Origin of the sequence: Streptomyces sp. AC550_RSS872 (assembly GCF_019049285.1) — a bacterium.
Lineage (GTDB): Bacteria > Actinomycetota > Actinomycetes > Streptomycetales > Streptomycetaceae > Streptomyces.
In genome coordinates, this window is record NZ_JAGMUL010000018.1 from 89,697 (window position 1) to 110,587 (window position 20,891).

The following is a 20,891-nucleotide window of genomic DNA, read 5'->3' on the forward strand; positions in this document are numbered from 1 at the left end:
GTGAGGACTCACCGTGGAGTGCGTAAGACAGAAGGGAGCGGAAGTGAGCTACTCCGTGGGACAGGTCGCCGGCTTCGCCGCGGTGACGGTGCGCACCCTGCACCACTACGACGACATCGGCCTGCTCGTACCCAGCGAGCGCAGCCACGCGGGCCACCGGCGATACAGCGACGCCGACCTCGACCGGTTGCAGCAGATCCTGTTCTACCGCGAGCTCGGCTTCCCGCTCGAGGAGGTCGCCGCCCTGCTCGACGACCCGGCCGCGGACCCGCGCGCGCACCTGCGCCGGCAGCACGGGCTGCTGACCGCCCGGATCGAGAAGCTCCAGAAGATGGCGGCGGCCGTGGAGCACGCCATGGAGGCACGCACGATGGGGATCAATCTGACGCCGGAGGAGAAGTTCGAGGTGTTCGGGGACAAGGACCCCGAGCAGTACGCCGAGGAGGCGGAGCAGCGCTGGGGCGGCACCGAGGCGTACGCCGAGTCACAGCGCCGCACGGCCCGCTACACCAAGGAGGACTGGAAGCGCATCCAGGCCGAGGTCAACGACTGGGGCGAGCGCTACTCGGCCCTTGTGGCCGCCGGTGAGTCACCCACCGGCGAGCGGGCCATGGACATGGCCGAGGAACACCGCGGGCACATCGGCACGTGGTACTACGAGTGCCCGTACGAGATGCACAAAGGTCTCGCCGAGATGTACGTCTCCGACGAGCGCTTCAAGGCGTACTACGACTCGATGCACGAGGGCCTCGCGGAACACCTCAGGGAGGCCATCCTCGCGAACGCGGCCCGGCACGCCGCGTAGCACCCTGGCCCGGGACCCCGTACGGGTCACTCCCGGGCCAGGACCACCGCCGTCCCGTAGGCACACACCTCGGTGCCCACGTCGGCCGCCTCGGTCACGTCGAAGCGGAAGGCCAGCACGCCGTTCGCGCCACGCGCGCGTGCCTGCTCCACGAGGCGGTCCATGGCCTGGTTCCGGGTCTCCACGAGCGTCTTGGTGAGCCCCTTGAGCTCACCGCCGACCAGCGACTTCAGCCCGGCGCCGATCTGGCTGCCGACGTGCCGGGAGCGCACGGTCAGCCCGAAGACCTCGCCGATGACCTCTGTGACGCGGTGGCCGGGGACGTCGTTCGTGGTCACGACCAGAACGTCGGGTCGGGGTCCCTGTCCGCCGCCGTACTCTTCGATGCCCATGAACCACAGCTTTGTCCCAGCCGGGGCACAGTGCATCCTGAGGGGGTCCATGGAACCTGGGCGGCCGGTGCAGCGTTGATAATTTGAGCAGCCAGCTTCAACCCCCCGCCCCCTCCCCGCAGGAGCCACGATCCCGTGACCACGCTTGCGCTCGGCCCCGAGTGGCTCAGCCCGGACTATCTGATCGAGACGTTCAGCCTCCCTGGCATCCTGCTGATCGTCTTCGCGGAGTCCGGCCTCTTCGCCTTCCTGCCCGGGGACTCCCTGCTGTTCACGGCGGGTCTGTTCGTGGCCGAGGGGAACTACATCACCCAGCCGCTGTGGCTGGTGTGCACCCTGATCGTGCTGGCCGCCGTCATCGGCGACCAGGTGGGCTACATGATCGGCAAGTTCTTCGGCCCGAGGCTCTTCAACCGCCCGAACTCCAAGCTCTTCAAACAGGAGAACCTGGACAAGGCCCACGAGTTCATGGAGAAGTACGGCCCCAAGGCGATCGTCCTCGCCCGTTTCGTGCCGATCGTGCGCACCTTCGCCCCCATCGTGGCGGGCGCCGGCCGCATGAAGTACGCCACGTTCCTCACGTACAACGTCATCGGCGGCATCGCCTGGGGCACCGGCGTCACCCTCGCGGGCTACTGGCTCGGCCAGATCGAGTTCATCAACAAGAACGTCGAGGCGATCCTCGTCCTGATCGTCTTCGTCTCCGTGGTCCCGATCATCATCGAGTACCTGCGCGAGCGGGCCAAGAAGAAGCGCGCGGCGGCCGAGGCCCCGGCGGCCCCGACCCCGGCTCAGCACCAGCACATGATGCTGGACGACGCGACGACCCAGCTCCGCCGCATCCCGTCCGACGACCAGCCCCAGCCCCAGCAGCAGTACGGCAACCAGCCCCAGCAGGGCGGCCAGCAGCAGTACGGCTACGACCAGCAGTACCAGCAGCAGCCGTACGCCCAGCAGTATCCCCAGGGCTACGGCAACCAGCAGCAGTACAACGCCCAGCAGAACCAGCAGTACCCCTACAACGAGGGCTACTGAACCCCCCAGGGGCGCGGGGAACTGCGTGACAAGCCACGAACCACCTGTAGCCGCCGTACATCCAGCAGGACCGAGTCAGTAGGCGTCCGGCGCTCAGAACCCCCGCGTCCTCTTGGCGGCCCGCCGCTTCTCCGGCGACCCGATCCGCAAGAACATCCGCGAGATCTCCGCACCGAGGTTCACCCCAATGGCGATGGCCATGGCCAAAGACGCGGCCGTGGCCAACGACACCAGCCCCAGCCCCTTGTCCACATCGTTCTGCGCGATCGCCAACAGCCCGAAATACGTAGCGGAACCCGGCAGCAGAGGCCCGATCGCCGCAGTCGTGTACGGCAACGCGGACGCGAACCGATACCGCGCCATCAACTGCCCGAACAACCCCACCAGCCCCGCCGCGACGGCCGTGGAGGCAACCGGCGAGAACTCACCGACATCGTGCATCGCCCCGTACACCACCCACGCGACGCCCCCGTTGAGGGTCACGGCGAGCACGGTGGACCGATCCTGCTGGAGCAGCACGGCGAAGGTCAGCGACAGCACCATCGACGCGGCGATCTGCCAGTACGGCCGCTCTGAGGCGTGCAGTGCTTCGTCCGGGGTGAGCTTGGCGCCGAGGTTCACACCGAAGTACAGGATCACCAGCACTCCGATGACGATGCCGACGAAGAAGTACATGACCTCCAGCAGGCGCGCCGCCGCGGTGATGTAGAACCCGGTCAGCCCGTCCTGCACGCCCGCCACCAGGGCCCGCCCGGGCAGCAGCGCGAACAGCCCGCCGGTGATGACCGCGGACGCCTTCACATCGACGTGCGCCAGCGTCAGCGCGACCCCGATCGCGGCCGGCGGCATCGCGGCCACCGTGAACTGGTAGAACTCCGGCAGCCCGCGCCCCGCGCACAGCCAGGCCAGCCGGTCGCCGAGCATCGCGCCCAGCGCGGCCGCGACGAACACGATCAGATCGCCGCCGACCAGTACGGAGGCCGCGCCCGCGAGCAGCCCGCTCGCCGAGGTCAGCACCCAGGTCGGGTACGGGTGCCGGTTGCGGCGGATCTCCGCGAGCCGCCCGTAGGCCTCCTCCAGGGAGATGTGGCTCTCCGGGTCGCTGAGGTCGTCGACGAGCCGGTACACGGCGGCCAGCCGCGTGTAGTCGGTGCCGCGCCGCCGTACCGTGCGCGAGGCCGTCACCGGATCGTCCACCAGCGAGGGCTGGTACGAGATCGACAGCAGCGTGAAGGTGACGTTCGGCTCGCAGCGGTCCAGCCCGTAGGACCGGCACACCGCGAACATCGCGGCCTCCACGTCCTCCGCGCCCTCGCCGCCCGCCAACAGCAGCTCGCCGATACGCAGCGTCAGGTCGAGCACGCGCGGGACGGCCGGGCCCTCTTCCTCCGCCCTCGGCATCCGCTCCGGCGCCGGCCGCTCGGCCACCGGCATGCGCAGCATCGTGCGCATCCGGTCCTGCCAGGGCAGGTCCTTGGTCAGACTGATCCGCGGTATGCCACCGGCGGGCGTGAACGCGGGCGAGGCGTCCTCGACGCTGTAGCCGCTCGGCGTCCTGAACGCCGACCCCTCGGGTTCCTGGACAGGCGGATGCGGCACGTCCAGCCCTTGGGGGAGGGCGAACTCGGACGTGGTCTCCGACTCGCTGTCTCCCACCTCGACGCCGGCGGGCGGGATGAACGCCATCCTCGCCTCGTCCGACTGCGGCTTGCGGTCCTCCGCGTCCGTCACGTGCGCAGCACTCCCTGTACGACACCTCCTGCCGCACTCAGTATGCGCACACACACGCGAACAGGCTGCACGCGCACGCGTGCAGCCTGTTCACATGGCTGAGAGCCGACGGTCACTCAGACCGTGGCCGAGAGCACGGCTCAGTGGCCGCCCTGCTCCTTGAAGCGCTTGTAGGACCGCTCGATCTCGATCTCGGCGTCCTGGCGGCCCACCCAGTTGGCGCCCTCGACGGACTTGCCGGGCTCCAGGTCCTTGTAGACCTCGAAGAAGTGCTGGATCTCCAGGCGGTCGAACTCGGAGACGTGGTGGATGTCACGCAGGTGCTCCACCCGCGGGTCCGTCGCCGGGACGCACAGCAGCTTGTCGTCGCCGCCGGCCTCGTCCGTCATTCGGAACATGCCGATCGCGCGGCACTTGATGAGGCAGCCCGGGAAGGTCGGCTCATCCAGGATGACCAGCGCGTCCAGCGGGTCGCCGTCCTCGCCGAGGGTGTTCTCGACGAAGCCGTAGTCGGTCGGGTAGGCGGTCGAGGTGAAGAGTCGACGGTCCAGGCGGATCCGACCGGTCTCGTGGTCCACCTCGTACTTGTTCCGCGAACCCTTCGGAATCTCGATCGTGACGTCGAACTCCACCGGTGGCTCCTCCATGATCAGCACATAGTTCTGGTGGTTAAGTGTCCCTCACGCAGGTGTGTGATCGCGAAAGGGGCTGGTGGTCGTGCCAGAGCTGAGGCCGTGGCGAGCCGCGAGACCGCATGTGACGCGGGTCGCGGGCGCCGTACGACCCCGTCTGGCACGGGCTGCGGACGCCGTACGGCCACGTCTCGCACGCGCCGCGACGGCCGCGAAGCCGCGGGTCGTACGGCTCGCGCGAGCCGTCTCCCCCCAGGCCGCGCGGATGACGAGGCCGAAGACCTGGCAGTACACCGCGGGCGCCGCCACCGCCGGACTGGCGCTGGCCGCCGGAGTGGTGACCGCCGCCGGCCCCTGGGACTCCACCGGTCAGCGTACGGCCGAGCGGGACCGGGCGGCCGTCCAGGAGCGCACGGGTGGCGCAGATCACGGCCGTGATTCCGATACGTCCGATACGGCCGCCCAGGCGCCCCGCCCCGCCCCCAGCGCGGCCTCCGTCCTGCCCGGCCTGGGCGGCGGCGTCGGCACCGCGCAGGCCGCCCCGAGCGCCAAGGCCCTGGCAGGCCTCCTCGGCCCGCTCCTGGACGCCCCGGAGCTCGGTGCCCGCAGAACGGCGGCCGTCGTCGACGTGGCCACCGGCAAGCGTCTCTACGGCGAGGCCGCCGCCGAGCCCCTCACCCCCGCCTCCACGACGAAGATCGCCACCGCGGTGGCCGTCCTCACCGCGGTGGGCCCCGACCACCGCCTCACCACCCGCACGGTCCTGGAACCCGACACCAAGGAACTCGTCCTGGTCGGCGGCGGCGACCCCACGCTGACGGCCCGCAAGGACGCCGACGGCTGGGCGAGCCTGCGCGATCTGGCCGACCGCACTGCCACGTCCCTGAAGAAAAGGGACGTACACGAGGTCACCCTTTCGTACGACAAGACGCTCTACGCCGGTCCTGAGCTGCACCCCATCGGCGACAACGCCAACCTGGCCCGGGTCAGCGCCCTCATGGTCGACGAGGCCCGCACGAACGACTCCACCAGCGGGCCGGTGAAGCGGGTCGAGGACCCGGCCGAGGACGCGGCGGCCCAGTTCGCGGCGCTCCTCGCGGACCGCGGCGTCAAGACCACCGCGCCGGGCCCGTCGAAGGCGACGAACCGGTCGGAGCCGCTGGCCGAGGTCACCTCACCGCCGATGTCCTCCCTGGTCGAGCGGATGCTCACCAACAGCGACAACGACATTGCAGAGCACCTCGCCCGCCAGACGGCCGTGGCGAGCGGCGCCCGCGCCGACTTCGACGGCGCGGGCAAGGCGATCGGGGACCGGCTGAAGAAGCTCGGGCTGCCGATGACGGGCACCGACTTCAAGGACGGCAGCGGCCTCGACCGAGCCGACAGACTCACCGCCGACCTCCTCACCGCCCTCCTGGCCAAGGCCGCCGACCCCACCCACCCCGAACTCCGCCCCGTCCTGACCGGCCTCCCCGTGGCCGGCTTCACCGGCACCCTCACCACCCGCTACACAGACGGTGCGGCCGGCCTGGTCCGAGCGAAAACAGGCACCCTGAACGGCGTGAACTCGCTGGCCGGCACAGTCGTCGACCAGGACGGCCACCTCCTCGCCTTCGCCTTCCTGTCCACAGGCGCCGACACGGAAGCGGCCCGAGCGGCCCTGGACCGGACGGCAACGGCGCTGGCGTCCTGCGGCTGCGCCTGACCACAGCCACCCCGCCCTCCACCCCGCCTCCGCCGCGGGCAGTCGTTCCGCAGGGCGGAACGGGTGGGCACGGCCGCCAGCGCCGGCACCGACCGAGCAGACCCCGGCCCCTGCCGACCCGCCACGCCGGCCCGGACGCCGAGCCCCGTCAAACACCCCGTGCCCCCACCAACCCCCACGGCCTGCCCCAAGTGGTAACGCTCACGTACGGTTGACACATGACGAGCATCGGTGGTGCCGAGATGGTCGACTGGAATCTCGCGGTGGCGACCGCGACCCGGCTCGTGCGGCCGGGCCCCGAGGTGAGCCGCGACGAGGCCAGGGCCGTCGTCGCCGAGCTGCGCCGACATGCCAAGGCCTCGGAGGAACACGTCCGGGGCTTCACTCGTATGGGCACGGAGGACACCCACGACACCCCCGTCCTCGTCGTCGACCGCCCCGGCTGGGTGCGGGCGAACGTCGCCGGGTTCCGCCAGATCCTCAAGCCCCTGCTCGAAAAGATGCAGGAGCGCCGCGGCAGCAGCACCGGCGGCGCGGTCCTCGGCGCCGTCGGCGGCAAGGTCACCGGCGTAGAACTCGGGATGCTGCTGTCCTTCCTGGCCTCCCGCGTCCTCGGCCAGTACGAGACCTTCGCCCCGGCCACCCGCGAACTCCCTGCTGGGGAGAACGGCGGCGGCCGACTCCTGCTGGTCGCCCCGAACATCGTGCACGTGGAGCGCGAACTCGACGTACAGCCCCATGACTTCCGCCTGTGGGTGTGCCTGCACGAGGAGACGCACCGCACCCAGTTCAGCGCCGTGCCGTGGCTGAGGGACCACCTGGAGGGCGAAATCCAGTCGTTCTTGGGGGAGACCGACGTCGACCCCATGACCGTCCTCGAACGCATCCGCGAGGCCGCGCAGTCCCTTGCGGGCGGCCGGCCCGAGGCCGAGGAGGACGACGGCGGACGTTCCTTCGTCGAACTGGTGCAGACCCCGGCCCAGCGGGAGATCCTCGGCCGCCTCACCGCCGTGATGTCCCTCCTGGAGGGCCACGCCGACTTCGTGATGGACGGCGTCGGCCCCCAGGTCGTCCCGACCGTCGCCGAGATCCGCGAGAAATTCCAGCAGCGACGCGCCAAGGGGGCCTCGAGGCTGGACATGGCCCTGCGCAAGCTGCTCGGCCTCGACGCCAAACTCAGGCAGTACCGCGACGGCGAACGCTTCGTACGAGCCGTCCACGACCAGGTCGGCATGGATGGCTTCAACCGCGTGTGGACCTCCCCCAACACCCTTCCGACCAAGGCGGAGATCGCCAAACCCGCGGACTGGATCGCGCGGGTGCACCGCAAGGCGGAGTCGTGAAATACGCGCCGAGGCGTGCATCTCATACGAACGTCGTGAACCGAATCCGGCCGACGGCAGGCGAACGCCCCTCCAATCACCCGTCCGAGGGACCGTGAGCCATGGGTAGGCGTGCAATGCTCGGGGAACGGCCCGGTTCTGTCACCATCTACACACTCTGAGTGACCGAACTCGGGCTCACCCCCCGACAATTTCATGAAGGGAACCGGACATGGGTCCCCATCCTGCGGTCGCGGCGATACGCCTGGCGGTCCGCCGCGTCCTCCACGACATCCTCACCGAACACAGCCGCACCACCGACGCCCCCGCGCCCGGCCGCACGCGCGCGACCTCGTACGAGTTCGCGCACGCGACGCCGCCCGCGGTGCTGCCCGCGTCCTCGACCGGCGCCACACCCGCCGCGTACGACACGGCGCTCGAACCGCCGTACGGGCTCCCCGATGCCACTCCGCAGGAGCCCCCGCGCGCTGCCCCGCACGAGCGACCCCCCTCCCCGCTCGTGCTCGTGGCGTGCTCCGGCGGCGCCGACTCCATGGCCCTCGCCTCCGCTCTCGCCTTCGAGGCCCGCAAACTCGGCATCCGCGCCGGTGGCATCACCGTCGACCACGGTCTTCAGCCCGGCTCCGACCTGCGTGCCGAGGAAGTCGTCCTGCGCATGCGCGAACTCGGCCTCGAACCGGCCGAGTCCGTCGCCGTCACCGTCGGCCGCGCGGGCGGACCCGAGGCCGCCGCCCGCGACGCCCGCTACGCCGCCCTCGACGACGCGGCCGTCCGCCACGGCGCCACCGCCGTCCTGCTCGGCCACACCCGCGACGACCAGGCCGAGACCGTCCTGCTCGGCCTCGCCCGCGGCTCCGGCATCCGCTCCCTGTCCGGAATGGCCGCGGTCTCGGGGGCCGGCGGCCGTTATCGCCGCCCCTTCCTCGGACTCGACCGGCAGACCGCCCGCAAGGCCTGCATGGTCCAGTCCCTGCCCGTCTGGGACGACCCCCACAACGCCGACCCCGCGTACACCCGCTCGCGGCTGCGCCAAGAGGGCCTGCCCGCCCTGGAGAAGGCACTCGGCAAGGGCGTCGTCGAGGCCCTCGCGCGTACGGCCCAGCTCTCCCGCGACGACGCCGACGCCCTCGACGCCTGGGCCCGCCAGGCCGAGGCCGCCGTACGCGACTCGGCCGGACTCCTGGAGTGCGCCAAGCTCTACGCGCTGCCGCCCGCCGTACGCCGCCGGATCCTGCGCCGCGCCGCCATCGAGGCCGGGGCGCCCGCGGGTGCGCTGTTCGCCCGCCACATCGAGGAAGTCGACCGCCTCATCACCGGCTGGCGCGGCCAGGGAGCCATCAATCTCCCCGGCAAAGTCGTCGCCCAGCGTCAGGGTGGCAGACTGGTGATTCGGCAAGGCTGAAACCGGACCTCCCACCGGCCCCCTCAAGCGGGGTCGCGTGAGCGGCCGGACCGGCCGGTGGGACGACCGAAAGTGATGCGGGTGGACGCGAAAGACATGGGTGCCGACCTCCAAGAGGTACTCATCACCAAGGAAGAGATCGACGCCAAGCTGGTCGAGCTGGCTGCGAAGATCGACGCGGAGTACGCGGGCAAGGATCTGCTCATCGTCGGCGTCCTCAAGGGCGCGGTGATGGTCATGGCGGACCTCGCCCGGGCGCTGTCCACCCCCGCCACCATGGACTGGATGGCAGTGTCGTCGTACGGCGCCGGCACCCAGTCCTCCGGGGTCGTGCGGATCCTCAAGGACCTCGACACCGACATCAAGGGCCGGCACGTCCTGATCGTCGAGGACATCATCGACTCCGGCCTGACCCTGTCCTGGCTGATCAACAACCTCGGCTCCCGCGAGCCCGCCTCCCTGAAGGTGTGCACGCTCCTGCGCAAGCCGGACGCCGCAAAGGTCGCCATCGACGTGGAGTGGGTCGGCTTCGACATCCCCAACGAGTTCGTCGTCGGCTACGGCCTCGACTACGCCGAGAAGTACCGCAACCTCCCGTTCGTCGGTACGCTCGCGCCCCACGTCTACGGAGGCTGAGTCCGCCGGTCCGGGCAACCGGACCCGAAGGGCCCAAGCACCGTACGAAGATCGGGAACCCCGGCGGGCCTCGCGCCGTTGGAGCATGCAGACGGGCTTGCCAGCCCTCCCGTGCGGCTACGGTCGCCGAAGCTGGGGTACCGTCAGAAGAACTGTCTTATCAAACTCACTATGGCAGGAGGGACGGGGCGACACCGCTCCGTATGGATGGACGTGAAGCGATACTTCCGTGGGCCGGTCATGTGGATCGTGCTGGCCGTCCTTGCCGTGGTCGTGTTGATGCAGGTCGTCGGCTCGTCCGGCGGCTACAAGACGGTGGACACAGGCCAGGTCGTTCAAGCGATCAATGAGAACAAGGTCGAGTCGGTCAAGCTGACCACCGGCGACGAACAGATCGTCAAGGCGCAGCTCAAGGACGGCGAAAAGGTCGAGGGCGCCACCAAGATCCAGGCGAGCTACATCGGCGACCAGGGCGTCGACATCGCCAACACATTGCAGAACAAGTACCAGCAGAAGCAGATCCCCGACGGCTACACGGTCTCGCCGTCGAAGCAGAACCCGTTCGTCGGCATCCTGCTCTCCCTGCTGCCGTTCGTTCTCATCGTGGTCGTGTTCCTGTTCCTGATGAATCAGATGCAGGGCGGCGGCTCCCGGGTCATGAACTTCGGGAAGTCCAAGGCGAAGCTCATCACCAAGGACACCCCGAAGACGACGTTCTCGGACGTCGCCGGCTCGGACGAGGCCGTCGAGGAGCTCCAGGAGATCAAGGAGTTCCTCCAGGAACCGGCGAAGTTCCAGGCCGTCGGTGCCAAGATCCCCAAGGGCGTCCTGCTCTACGGGCCTCCTGGCACCGGTAAGACACTCCTCGCGCGCGCCGTCGCCGGCGAGGCGGGCGTCCCCTTCTACTCGATCTCCGGTTCCGACTTCGTCGAGATGTTCGTCGGTGTCGGTGCCTCCCGAGTCCGTGACCTGTTCGAGCAGGCCAAGGCGAACGCCCCGGCGATCGTCTTCGTCGACGAGATCGACGCGGTCGGCCGCCACCGCGGCGCCGGCCTCGGCGGCGGTCACGACGAGCGCGAGCAGACCCTGAACCAGCTGCTCGTCGAGATGGACGGCTTCGACGTCAAGGGCGGCGTGATCCTCATCGCCGCGACGAACCGGCCCGACATCCTCGACCCGGCCCTCCTGCGCCCCGGCCGCTTCGACCGCCAGATCGCGGTCGACCGCCCGGACATGCAGGGCCGTCTGGAGATCCTCAAGGTCCACCAGAAGGGCAAGCCGGTCGCTCCGGACGTCGACCTGTCGGCGGTCGCCCGCCGCACCCCGGGCTTCACCGGCGCAGACCTGAGCAACGTCCTCAACGAGGCCGCGCTGCTCACCGCCCGCTCGGACAAGAAGCTCATCGACAACCACATGCTGGACGAGGCCATCGACCGCGTCGTGGCGGGCCCGCAGAAGCGGACCCGGATCATGTCGGACAAGGAAAAGAAGATCACCGCGTACCACGAGGGCGGACACGCCCTGGTCGCGGCGGCCTCCCCGAACTCCGACCCGGTCCACAAGATCACGATCCTCTCGAGAGGCCGCGCCCTGGGCTACACGATGGTCCTGCCGGACGAGGACAAGTACTCCACGACCCGCAACGAGATGCTGGACCAGCTGGCCTACATGCTGGGCGGGCGCGCGGCCGAGGAGCTGGTCTTCCACGACCCGACCACGGGTGCGGCGAACGACATCGAGAAGGCCACGGCCACGGCCCGCGCGATGGTCACGCAGTACGGCATGACCGAGCGTCTCGGCGCCATCAAGTTCGGCGGCGACAACACCGAGCCGTTCCTCGGACGTGAGATGGCTCACCAGCGCGACTACTCGGAAGAGGTCGCCGCGCTGGTGGACGAAGAAGTGAAGAAGCTCATCGAGAACGCGCATAACGAAGCCTGGGAGATCCTGGTCGAGAACCGCGACGTCCTCGACAACCTGGTGCTTCAGCTGCTGGAGAGGGAGACGCTGGGCAAGGAGGAGATCGCCGAGATCTTCGCTCCGATCGTCAAGCGTCCGCCGCGTCCCGCCTGGACCGGCTCTTCCCGCCGCACGCCGTCCACCCGTCCGCCGGTGCTCTCCCCGAAGGAGCTCGCACTGACGAACGGTGCCAACGGCGCGACCCCGGCGATCTCCACCGCCAAGTCGACGCTCACGGAGCCCGCCCCGGCGGCCGAGCCGGCCCCCGAGGACCGTCCCGAGAGCTGACGCCAGGCCCTGGTGCCCCCACCAGGCCCGGAATGGATGCCGTGCCCCCCAGGTTTTAGCCTGGGGGGCGCGGCATTTTCGTATGCCCGCAGTTCAGACGCGTGACCCACACGCGCCACCCGCGATGGAACGAGGCACCACATGACCGACCCCGTGACGCTGGACGGCGAGGGACGCATCGGAGAGTTCGATGAGAAGCGTGCCGAGAACGCCGTACGCGAACTGCTGATCGCGGTCGGAGAGGACCCGGACCGCGAGGGCCTCCGGGAGACGCCGGGGCGGGTGGCGCGGGCCTACAAGGAGATCTTCGCGGGGCTGTGGCAGAAGCCCGAGGACGTGCTGACCACGACGTTCGACATCGGGCACGACGAGATGGTGCTCGTGAAGGACATCGAGGTGTACTCGACCTGTGAGCATCATCTGGTGCCATTTCGTGGTGTCGCTCACGTCGGATACATTCCGGCCACATCCGGCAAGATCACCGGACTGTCCAAGCTGGCCCGGCTGGTGGATGTCTATGCCCGTCGGCCACAGGTGCAGGAGCGTCTCACCACGCAGATCGCGGACTCCCTGATGGAGATCCTGGAGCCGCGTGGCGTGATCGTGGTCGTGGAGTGCGAGCACATGTGCATGTCGATGCGCGGTATCCGCAAGCCGGGCGCGAAGACCATAACGTCGGCGGTGCGCGGCCAGCTGCGGGACGCGGCGACCCGCAACGAGGCGATGAGCCTGATCATGGCCCGCTGAAACGGCGGGCACGGGCCGGCGGTGATCCTGCCCCAGGTCGACTCCAGGCCGACTCCAGGCCCTTCAGGCCGCTTAGACGGTCGGCGCCGTCCCCGCGCCATTGTGCTCGTCGTCCTCCGGCAGCTTGCACACGCGCTCCAGGAACATCGCCGCCGCTATCACGCCGATGCCCGCCAGGACGGAGAAACCGGCGTAGATGGCCTGATCCCGGCGGGCCGGGATGTCGAGGGACTCCAGGAGGAAGACGCCTGTGCCGCCGTACATACCGGCGACCAGGGCGGCGACCAGGGCGCTGGCGTGGCCGAAGACGACCGCGCGGGCGGCCATCAGGGGGTCGACGCCCTTGGCCTCGGGGCGGCGTTCGCGCTGGGCCCTCAGACGGGCCCGGATCGACAGGGCCGTGGCCAGCAGGACCACGGCGATGACCGCCAGGACGATGGGCGCGGCCAGGGGGACGCTGGGCAGGGTCCCGACGGAGTTCCACAGGCGGGCGCCCGCCCAGGACAGGACGCCGGCGACGACGAACACGCCGGCCAGCATCCTGATGCGCAGCTCTCTCACGGTGTCCCTTCGGCTCCCCCGGGTCCCCACGGAGTGTGGGTCGTCTTGACCTTAACGACTATTCGGGGAGCTGGAGTTCCAGGTCCCTGCGCGGGGTGACGCCGACACGGGTGACGGTGGCGAGCAGGTCGGCGACCGCGCCGATGCCGGGCAGCTGGGCCTCGGGCTCCAGGTCGTGCCAGGGGGCGAGGACGAAGGCCCGTTCGTGGGCGCGGGGGTGGGGGAGCGTCAGCGTGGGGTCGTCGGAGACGACGTCGGCGTACGCGACGATGTCGACGTCGAGGGTGCGCGCGCCCCAGCGCTCGTCCCGTACGCGGTGGAAGGCTTCCTCGACCGCGTGCGCCCGCTCCAGGAGGGAGGACGGGGGGAGGGTGGTCTTGAGGACCACGATCGCGTTGAAGTAGGAGGGCTGGCTGCCCGGCTCCACGCCCCACGGCTCCGTCTCGTACACCGGTGAGACGCCCTTGACGCGGACGCCCGGGGTGTCCTCCAGGGCGTCGATGGCGCCTTGCAGGGTCTCCAGGCGGTTGCCGAGGTTGGCGCCGAGGGAGATCACGGCCCGTTTCGGGTTGTGGAGTGTGGTGTCGGCGGCGTCGACCTGCTCGACGACGGAGGCGGGTACCGGCTGAACGGTCGGGTCGCTGGGGCCCTTGATGAAGGGTGCAGTCATACTCGGCTCCGGGTGATGGTGACGGTCACGTCGTCGAAGGGGACCGTGATCGGCGCGTTCGGCTTGTGGACGCGGACCTCGACCTCCTGGACCCCTTCGTGCTTCAGACAGGCCTGGGCGATGCGCTCGGCGAGCGTCTCGATGAGGTTGACCGGTTCGCCCTCGACGACGGCCACGACCTCCTCCGCCACGACGCCGTAGTGCACGGTCTTCGCCAGGTCGTCGTCGGCGGCGGCCGGTCGGGTGTCCAGGCCCAGGACGAGGTCCACGACGAAGGTCTGGCCCTCCTCGCGCTCCTCGGGGAACACGCCGTGGTACCCGCGGGCCTTCAGGCCGCTCAGCGCGACACGATCCACGCGAATCACTCCTGCAATCGTCGGTGACGGCCGGTCGATGCCGTGTGCGGGCGGCACACCGGCCTCGAACGAATCTACCTGCGGGCACTGACAGGGCCGGGCCACGGGGGCGTGGGTCCCGGCCGGGGCCGGAGGATTCATCGCGTGTTTCCCCTGGGGAACCCGGCGCCTCATGGGTTGGTAGCCGCCCCTACCCGGGGAGGCGTGATTCCAACCACTCCTTGGTCCCGGCGGGGTCCCGCGGGCCCCCTTGCGGGTGGCTCCCGCGCGTCGTCCCTCGCGTCGTCCCTGTCCGTCGCCTACCCACTCAGGACGGGGTGTCGTCGTCCTCGGCCTCGTCGTTTTCGGCCAGAACCGGTGAGGCGTGGTGCGACCAGAGCTTCCAGCCGTCGGGCGTGCGCCGGTACACGTTCGTGGCGACCACGAGTTGGCCCACGAGCGGGCCGAGCTCCCCGTCGCCGTCGGGTGCGGGGCCGCCGCTGAGGATGTTCTCGGTGCAGTTCACCAGGGCGGTGTCGCCGGTGACGGAGACATGTACGTCGGTGAGGAAGAACTGGATGTAGTCGGTGTTCGCCATGATCAGCGCGTACGACCGCAGGACCTCGCCGCGTCCGGTGAGCACCGGCCAGCCGGGGTGCACACAGGAGATCACGCCGGCGTCGGCCGGGTCGTGGTACGTCTCGTCGATGCCCAGGTCGGACGGGGTGAGCCAGAGCGAGGAGAGTTCCTCGAAGTCGCCGCGCTCCAGCGCCTCGTAGAAGGCGGTGTTGGCGGCCTCCACCTGCTCGACGTCGGTGTGGGGGGCGCTCACCGGGTTCCTTCCGCGATGTCCGAGCCGGGCGCGTTCTCGAAGGAGCGCGCCTCCTCGATGGCGCGCGCGACGCGCACCGCGTCCGCCGTGGCGCGCACCTCGTGCACGCGCACCGCCCACGCCCCGGCGTGCGCGGCGAGCGCCGAGACGGCGGCCGTGGCGGCGTCGCGCTCGCGGGCGGGCGGAGGCGCGCCCTGCGGTCCGGCGAGGACACGGCCGAGGAACCGCTTGCGGGAGGCGGCGACGAGCAGGGGGTGGCCGAGGGCGAGGAGGCGGTCGAGGTGGGCGAGGAGGACGAGGTCGTGCTCGGCGTCCTTGGAGAAGCCGAGTCCGGGGTCGACGACGACGCGGTCGGGGGCGATGCCGCCGGCCAGCACGGCCTCCACGCGCGCGTGCAGTTCGTCGACGACCTCGGCGACGACGTCGGCGTAGGCGCCCCTGACGTTCCCGCCCGCGAGGAATCCGCGCCAGTGCATGACGACGAAGGGGGCCCCGGCGTCCGCGACGACCGGGATCATCGCGGGGTCGGCCAGGCCGCCGCTGACGTCGTTGACGAGGGCGGCGCCGGCGGCGAGGGCCTGCTCGGCGACGGAGGCGCGCATGGTGTCGACGGAGATCGTGACGCCCTCGGCGGCGAGGCCGCGGACGACGGGGACGACACGGCGCAGTTCCTCGTCCTCGTCGACCCGGGTGGCGCCGGGGCGGGTGGACTCGCCGCCGACGTCGACCAGGTCGGCGCCCTCCTCGACCAGGGCGAGGCCGTGCTTGACGGCGGACGTCGTGTCAAACCAGCGGCCGCCGTCGGAGAAGGAGTCGGGAGTGACGTTCACGACTCCCATGACCGCGCAGCGGTCCCACTGCGGAAGGCCGGTGACGCGCCCGCGTCCGCTCTGCTTGCTCATACGTTCAGCGTAGGCCCAGGGGATGCCGCGACGTGCGGTGGCCCGAGCGGGAGCCTCCGGGATGGGGGCGTGGGTGGGGCTCCCGCTCGGGCCTGTCCTTGGTGGCCGTGTCAGGCCGCGCGGACGTCCCGTTCCGCCACCGCGTGGGCGCACGGGCGTGGGGTGGTCGTGCGGCGGCGCAGGAAGCGCGGCAGCGGCAGCGCCAGGTTCACGAAGCCCTCCGCCTGCATGGCGGCGAAGCCGAGGCGGGGCAGGTCGGCGGAGGCGCGGTAGACGACGAAGCGGGGCTCCCAGCGCGGCTGGAACTTGGCGTTGAACTTGTACAGGGACTCGATCTGGAACCAGCGGGAGAGGAAGACCAGCAGGCCCCTCCAGGCACGCAGCACGGGGCCCGCCCCGATCTTCTCGCCGCGCGCCAGGGCAGAGCGGAACATGGCGAAGTTGAGGGACACGCGCGCGATGCCGAACTTCGGAGCGGCCTGGAGGGCGGCCACGATCAGCAGTTCGTTCATGCCGGGGTCGGCCGAGCGGTCGCGGCGCATCAGGTCCAGGGAGGCCCCGTCGGTGCCCCACGGCACGAAGTGGAGGATCGCCTTGAGGTCGCCGTACGGTCCCGGCTCCTCGTCGGCCTTGTGGGCGGTGGCGATGAGACAGTCGCCGTCGGCCGGGTCGCCGACGCGGCCGAGCGCCATGGAGAACCCGCGCTCGGTGTCGGTGCCGCGCCAGTCCTCGGCGGCCTGCCGAATGCGCTCCAGCTCGGTCTCGCCGAGGTCACGGACACGGCGTACCCGGGTCTCGTAACCGGCGCGCTCGATGCGCTTGACCATCTGACGTACGTTGCGCATCGCGCGGCCGGCGAGCGAGAAATCCGGGACGTCCACCACCGCCTCGTCGCCCAGTTCGAGGGCGTCGAGCCCGGTCTCGCGGGTCCACACCTCGGCGCCGGTCTCGGAGCAGCCCATGACGGCCGGGGTCCAGGAGTGGGCCTTGGCCTCGTCCATGAAGCGCTCGATGGCGCCGGGCCAGGCCTCGACGTCGCCGATCGGGTCGCCGCTGGCGAGCATCACGCCGGAGACGACGCGGTACGTCACTGCGGCCTTGCCGCTGGGGGAGAAGACGACGGCCTTGTCGCGGCGCAGCGCGAAGTGGCCGAGGGAGTCGCGGGCGCCGTGCTTCTCCAGCAGGCCACGCAGGCGTGCCTCGTCGTCCTCGGTGAGGCGTGCCGCGGGGTGTTCGGGGCGGAAGGCGAGGTAGATCGTCGTGACCGCGGTGATCCAGCCGAGGGCGCCCAGGGAGAAGGCGACCGTCCAGGAGGTGTTGCCCTGGTAGGCGACCGGGCCTTCGAAGCCGAAGAGGCCGTACAGGACGTGGGTGATGCGGTCGGCCAGGCTCGGGTCGCCGACCAGAGTGTTCGGGTGGGCGTTGACGATGACCAGCCCGAGGGCGAGGGAACCGGCGCCCATGAGCACGAAGTTGGCCAGCGCGCGCCACCTGCTGCGGGGGTCGGGCAGCGCCGCGAACTGGTCGCGGTGACGCAGCAGGAACACGAACAGCGCGACGGAGATGAGGGCGCCCACCAGGGAGTGGCGGTACGTGAACTGCGCCACAGCTCCGGCCGGCAGCAGGACGACGGCGGCGCGCCACGCCCGCCGCTTGCCGCGCTTGAGGCCGTGGGCGAGCAGCAGCAACAGCACGCCCGTGGCGAGGGCCAGCGCGGCCGCGAACGGGCCCACCGAGCCCGGCAGTACCTCGGCGATGGCGTGCATACGGCTGTGCCGGAAGCGCGGGAAGACGCCTGCGGCGATGTTCAGCAGGCCCACCAGAGCGCCGGCCCTGCCGACGAGGACGGGCACGGCTTCGGGGCGCGGGCCCCGCAGCACGTGCCGTACCCGGCCGGACAGACGCCCCACCTGACTCGATCGTTCAGGAACCTTGCCCGACATTTCCACATCTGTCCTGACAGACATCGCATCCCATAGTTCCGCGAGAGACCTTGGATCCGGTGCCGATTCGGGCATCCGGCGACATTGCGCCCTCTAGGACGGTGTCTCGAGGGGAGAGGTTCACTCGGCTCCCCAAAACCGTTTCAAAAGCCAAGGAAAGTCCGGGGCAAGCCCTTGCGAAAGAGTGGGGGAGGCAGTGCGGGGAGCATGTGTCCGCGCGGCCGAGGCGCCGGACGGAAAGTGCGGACAGGTAACCATCGATGGGTCTCACGAGCAACAAGGTGCTGGCGTTGGCGGTGCTGGCAGCCGTAGGGCTGTTCGTCTGCACGGTGTGGCTGTGGCCACGGCTGGCACGGCGCGGCTGGCGGGCTGTGACGGGCAGGGTCGGGTTGCTGCTCGCCACTCAGTTGATGCTCTTCGCCGCGGTCGGTCTCGGCGCCAACCAGTCCTTCGGGTTCTACGCCAGCTGGGCCGACCTCTTCGGGCAGGAGAAGGGCCAGGGCGTCGTCGTGGACCACACGCCGGGGCGTGGCCCGCTGGGAGTCGTCGACACGCGGCGGGTGCCGGGGGCGGCCAGTGCCCGGCCGGAGGTGAGCGGGCAGATCCAGAAGGTCGACATCGTGGGTCGTACGACGCACATCGCCACGCCCGCGTACGTCTATCTGCCGGCCGAATACTTTCAGCCGCAGTACCGCAAGCGCGCGTTCCCTGCCGCTGTCGTTCTGACCGGCTACCCGGGTACGGCGGAGAAGCTGATTGACAAGCTCAACTATCCGCGTACGGCCTCCACGCTTGCCAAGGAAGGTCGTATGCAGCCGATGATCCTGGTGATGCTGCGGCCGACGGTGGCACCGCCGAGGGACACGGAGTGCGTGGACATCCCCGGGGGCCCGCAGACCGAGACGTTCTTCGCGAAGGACCTGCCCGATGCAGTGAGCGGCCACTACAGGGTGAGCCGGAAGCAGGGCGGTTGGGGCATCATCGGGAACTCCACGGGTGGCTACTGCGCGCTCAAGCTCGCCATGCACCATCCCAGGGTGTACGCCGCCGGGGCGGGGCTCTCCGCGTACTACAACGCGCCGATCGACCCCACGACGGGCGATCTCTTCCACGGTGACGAGGACCTGCGCAATCGCGCGAACCTGGGGTGGTACCTCAAGCACATGCCCGCGCCGGACACCTCACTGCTCGTCAGCAGCAGCAAAGTCGGAGAACCCAACTACAAGCGCACGCTGAAGTTCATTGAGCGGGTGAAGGCGAACGGCGTTACGCGGATCTCGTCGATCATCCTCGAAAACGGAGGGCACAACTTCAACACCTGGCGCCGCGAGATTCCGGGGACGCTGGAGTGGATGAGCGGGCGGCTGGGCGGCAGGTGACCCGGGCCGCGAGGCCTTTTGATCTTGGTTCTTGGTCAATTCGGTGACAGATCTGATTCCTGATGCCGGATGAACGACTCGGGATGGCTGTGTTTTTACGGGGCGGGGCGCCAAGATTCGCCTACGCGCGGTAAGTTTCTGGCCATGCCACGTGGACGTCACCGTCATTCACCGCCCTTGCACAGGCTGCTGCCCCCGTCGGCGATAGCAGGCGTATCCGTCGTCTGCGCCCTTGCGCCGTGGGTGTTCACCGAGCCCGTGGTGCTGCGCGGCCTCGCCGCGGCCGCCGCGGCGACGGCGGTCGTCGGCGCGGTCGTCATGCGTCGCTGGGACACGCAGGCCGGCAAGCAGGTCGCCGACCTTACGCGCGCGCGTGCGAGCGACGAGTGGCGGCACGAGGAGCGGGTCGCGGAACTGGAGAGCGACCTCGACGAGTCGCGCGAGCTGCGGGTGAAGCTGGAGCAGCGGCTGCGGGCCAAGCGGACGGAGCTCGCCGGGCTGCGCAACGAGCACGCGTCGCTGCTGCGCCGGTACGCCACCGCGGAGACCGAGCGGGCGAGCGTCCTGGAGGAGCGCCGGGTCCTGGAGATTGAGGCGGCCACGCCCACGCGCGCGTTGCCGCCAGTTCCGGTCGCTGCCGAGGCTTCGGCCCCGCCGGCGGCCAAGGGGGACGAGGGCGCCGAGGAGAAGCCGGCGGCTCCGGAGGTCTTCTCGCCGGAGGGGTCCCGGCTGTTCCTGCGGGCGAAGGAGGCGCTGGCGCGGTTCGACGGCGACGAGGCCTCGGTGACGCCGGAGGGTGACGGTTCTGAGCAGGACGACGAGTCCTCGGACGAGCCGAAGGACACGAACGAGCCGAAGGACACGAACGAGCCGGAGGAGTCGAACGAGCCGAAGGCGCCCGAGAGCGCGAAGGACGCGAAGGACGCGAAGGACGCGAAGGGCGCGAAGGGCGCCAAGGACTCCAAGGCAACCGAGGCATCCGAGGCCCCCAAGGGCGAGTTCCCGAAGGACGACCCTCCCAAGAACGACCCCCCGAAGGGCGACGCCCCCTCCGACGGCGAGTCCGTGCAGGCCGGTTCAGGCGCCACCGAGGTCCGCGCCACCGAGCCCGCCGACTCCGGTGACTCCGAGAAGGCACCCGCACTGGAGGACGACGCCCAGGGGAAGCCCGAGGCGGTCGACGGGCACGAGCGCGCGGCCGCCCTCACCCCCGCAGGCACGGTCGCCCCGGCCACCCAGCCCGCCCTGCCTCCGGCCCAGCAGCCGTCGGGGCACTTCATCGCGCCGACCGCCGTGGCCGTCGTACCGGCGACGCCCGCACGGCGTGCGGCGATCGAGGGTGACTTCGACTTCTTCGGCACGAAGAGGGGGGCGGCGCCCTCCGCGTTGGAGTCCGTCCAGAACGAGGACCTCGCCGACGTCGTGGGCCAGGAGGCCCTCGCCCTGCACAAGGCGGAGTCCGAGGCGGAGTTCAAGCCGGCGGACGAGGAGGCCCGGGGCATCGGCCAGGTCATCGATCTGACGGCGCACGACGAGACGGAACAGATCGACGTCCAGGGGCTGCGCAGCGCGGTTTCCTGACGTCCCCGGACAG

The 20,891-nt window shown here is 70.2% G+C and carries 19 protein-coding genes; 10 read left to right on the forward strand and 9 right to left on the reverse strand.

Annotated features, from left to right (window positions below; translation table 11 throughout):
• Nucleotides 1-43 precede the first annotated feature (43 nt).
• Nucleotides 44-805, forward strand: a complete 762-nt coding sequence (locus KUM44_RS08470; protein WP_217207161.1) for a MerR family transcriptional regulator — start codon at nucleotides 44-46, stop codon at nucleotides 803-805.
• A gap of 26 nt (nucleotides 806-831) precedes the next feature.
• Here the strand turns inward: KUM44_RS08470 and KUM44_RS08475 are convergent, their stop codons facing one another.
• Nucleotides 832-1,197, reverse strand: a complete 366-nt coding sequence (locus KUM44_RS08475; protein WP_217207162.1) for a YbjQ family protein — start codon at nucleotides 1,195-1,197, stop codon at nucleotides 832-834.
• 135 nt (nucleotides 1,198-1,332) lie between these two features.
• Between KUM44_RS08475 and KUM44_RS08480 the strand changes: the two genes are divergently transcribed.
• Entirely contained in the window at nucleotides 1,333-2,232 is a 900-nt protein-coding gene (locus KUM44_RS08480) for a DedA family protein (RefSeq protein ID WP_217207163.1), read from the forward strand.
• A 93-nt stretch (nucleotides 2,233-2,325) separates the two neighbouring features.
• On the opposite strand, the gene KUM44_RS08485 is transcribed toward KUM44_RS08480, so the two are convergent.
• Nucleotides 2,326-3,963, reverse strand: a complete 1,638-nt coding sequence (locus tag KUM44_RS08485; protein WP_217207164.1) for a threonine/serine exporter ThrE family protein — start codon at nucleotides 3,961-3,963, stop codon at nucleotides 2,326-2,328.
• A 140-nt stretch (nucleotides 3,964-4,103) separates the two neighbouring features.
• Nucleotides 4,104-4,595 carry an inorganic diphosphatase gene (locus KUM44_RS08490; RefSeq protein WP_217207198.1) on the reverse strand — a complete coding sequence of 164 codons (492 nt, stop codon included), beginning with the start codon at nucleotides 4,593-4,595 and terminating at the stop codon, nucleotides 4,104-4,106.
• A gap of 79 nt (nucleotides 4,596-4,674) precedes the next feature.
• Here KUM44_RS08490 and dacB point away from each other — a divergent pair, with 79 nt between their 5' ends.
• The 6 genes from dacB to folE all read left to right on the forward strand — a co-directional run bounded on the left by dacB (nucleotide 4,675) and on the right by folE (nucleotide 12,675).
• Nucleotides 4,675-6,300, forward strand: a complete 1,626-nt coding sequence (gene dacB / locus KUM44_RS08495; RefSeq protein ID WP_217207165.1) for a D-alanyl-D-alanine carboxypeptidase/D-alanyl-D-alanine-endopeptidase — start codon at nucleotides 4,675-4,677, stop codon at nucleotides 6,298-6,300.
• Nucleotides 6,301-6,518: 218 nt separating this feature from the next.
• Nucleotides 6,519-7,643, forward strand: a complete 1,125-nt coding sequence (locus tag KUM44_RS08500; protein ID WP_217207166.1) for a zinc-dependent metalloprotease — start codon at nucleotides 6,519-6,521, stop codon at nucleotides 7,641-7,643.
• Between the two features lie 211 nt (nucleotides 7,644-7,854).
• The gene (gene tilS / locus KUM44_RS08505; protein WP_217207167.1) at nucleotides 7,855-9,045 is read left to right on the forward strand and encodes a tRNA lysidine(34) synthetase TilS; all 1,191 of its coding nucleotides are present in this window, start codon (nucleotides 7,855-7,857) and stop codon (nucleotides 9,043-9,045) included.
• Nucleotides 9,046-9,120: 75 nt separating this feature from the next.
• Entirely contained in the window at nucleotides 9,121-9,681 is a 561-nt protein-coding gene (gene hpt / locus KUM44_RS08510; RefSeq protein ID WP_217207199.1) for a hypoxanthine phosphoribosyltransferase, read from the forward strand.
• Nucleotides 9,682-9,888: 207 nt separating this feature from the next.
• Nucleotides 9,889-11,928: an ATP-dependent zinc metalloprotease FtsH gene (ftsH, locus tag KUM44_RS08515; RefSeq protein ID WP_217207168.1), complete on the forward strand. Its 2,040-nt coding sequence runs from the start codon at nucleotides 9,889-9,891 to the stop codon at nucleotides 11,926-11,928.
• Between the two features lie 141 nt (nucleotides 11,929-12,069).
• Nucleotides 12,070-12,675: a GTP cyclohydrolase I FolE gene (folE, locus tag KUM44_RS08520; RefSeq protein WP_062723369.1), complete on the forward strand. Its 606-nt coding sequence runs from the start codon at nucleotides 12,070-12,072 to the stop codon at nucleotides 12,673-12,675.
• Nucleotides 12,676-12,747: 72 nt separating this feature from the next.
• Here the strand turns inward: folE and KUM44_RS08525 are convergent, their stop codons facing one another.
• The 6 genes from KUM44_RS08525 to KUM44_RS08550 form a co-directional block, all read right to left on the reverse strand.
• Nucleotides 12,748-13,236, reverse strand: a complete 489-nt coding sequence (locus KUM44_RS08525; RefSeq protein ID WP_217207169.1) for a DUF3180 domain-containing protein — start codon at nucleotides 13,234-13,236, stop codon at nucleotides 12,748-12,750.
• 58 nt (nucleotides 13,237-13,294) lie between these two features.
• Nucleotides 13,295-13,906 carry a 2-amino-4-hydroxy-6-hydroxymethyldihydropteridine diphosphokinase gene (gene folK, locus KUM44_RS08530; protein WP_217207170.1) on the reverse strand — a complete coding sequence of 204 codons (612 nt, stop codon included), beginning with the start codon at nucleotides 13,904-13,906 and terminating at the stop codon, nucleotides 13,295-13,297.
• Entirely contained in the window at nucleotides 13,903-14,262 is a 360-nt protein-coding gene (folB, locus tag KUM44_RS08535) for a dihydroneopterin aldolase (RefSeq protein ID WP_217207171.1), read from the reverse strand. Before folB ends, folK begins: the two co-directional genes overlap by 4 nt.
• Before the next feature lie 307 nt (nucleotides 14,263-14,569).
• Nucleotides 14,570-15,073 carry a nuclear transport factor 2 family protein gene (locus KUM44_RS08540; RefSeq protein ID WP_217207172.1) on the reverse strand — a complete coding sequence of 168 codons (504 nt, stop codon included), beginning with the start codon at nucleotides 15,071-15,073 and terminating at the stop codon, nucleotides 14,570-14,572.
• Nucleotides 15,070-15,975: a dihydropteroate synthase gene (gene folP / locus KUM44_RS08545; protein WP_217207173.1), complete on the reverse strand. Its 906-nt coding sequence runs from the start codon at nucleotides 15,973-15,975 to the stop codon at nucleotides 15,070-15,072. Before folP ends, KUM44_RS08540 begins: the two co-directional genes overlap by 4 nt.
• 110 nt (nucleotides 15,976-16,085) lie before the next feature.
• Nucleotides 16,086-17,918 (reverse strand): phosphatidylglycerol lysyltransferase domain-containing protein, encoded by a 1,833-nt coding sequence (locus tag KUM44_RS08550; RefSeq protein WP_217207174.1) that lies wholly within the window; start codon nucleotides 17,916-17,918, stop codon nucleotides 16,086-16,088.
• 260 nt (nucleotides 17,919-18,178) lie between these two features.
• Here KUM44_RS08550 and KUM44_RS08555 point away from each other — a divergent pair, with 260 nt between their 5' ends.
• Together KUM44_RS08555 and KUM44_RS08560 are read left to right on the forward strand one after the other, a co-directional pair.
• Entirely contained in the window at nucleotides 18,179-19,297 is a 1,119-nt protein-coding gene (locus KUM44_RS08555) for an esterase family protein (RefSeq protein ID WP_217207175.1), read from the forward strand.
• A gap of 144 nt (nucleotides 19,298-19,441) precedes the next feature.
• Entirely contained in the window at nucleotides 19,442-20,878 is a 1,437-nt protein-coding gene (locus tag KUM44_RS08560; protein ID WP_217207176.1) for a hypothetical protein, read from the forward strand.
• The last annotated feature ends 13 nt before the right edge of the window (nucleotides 20,879-20,891 follow it).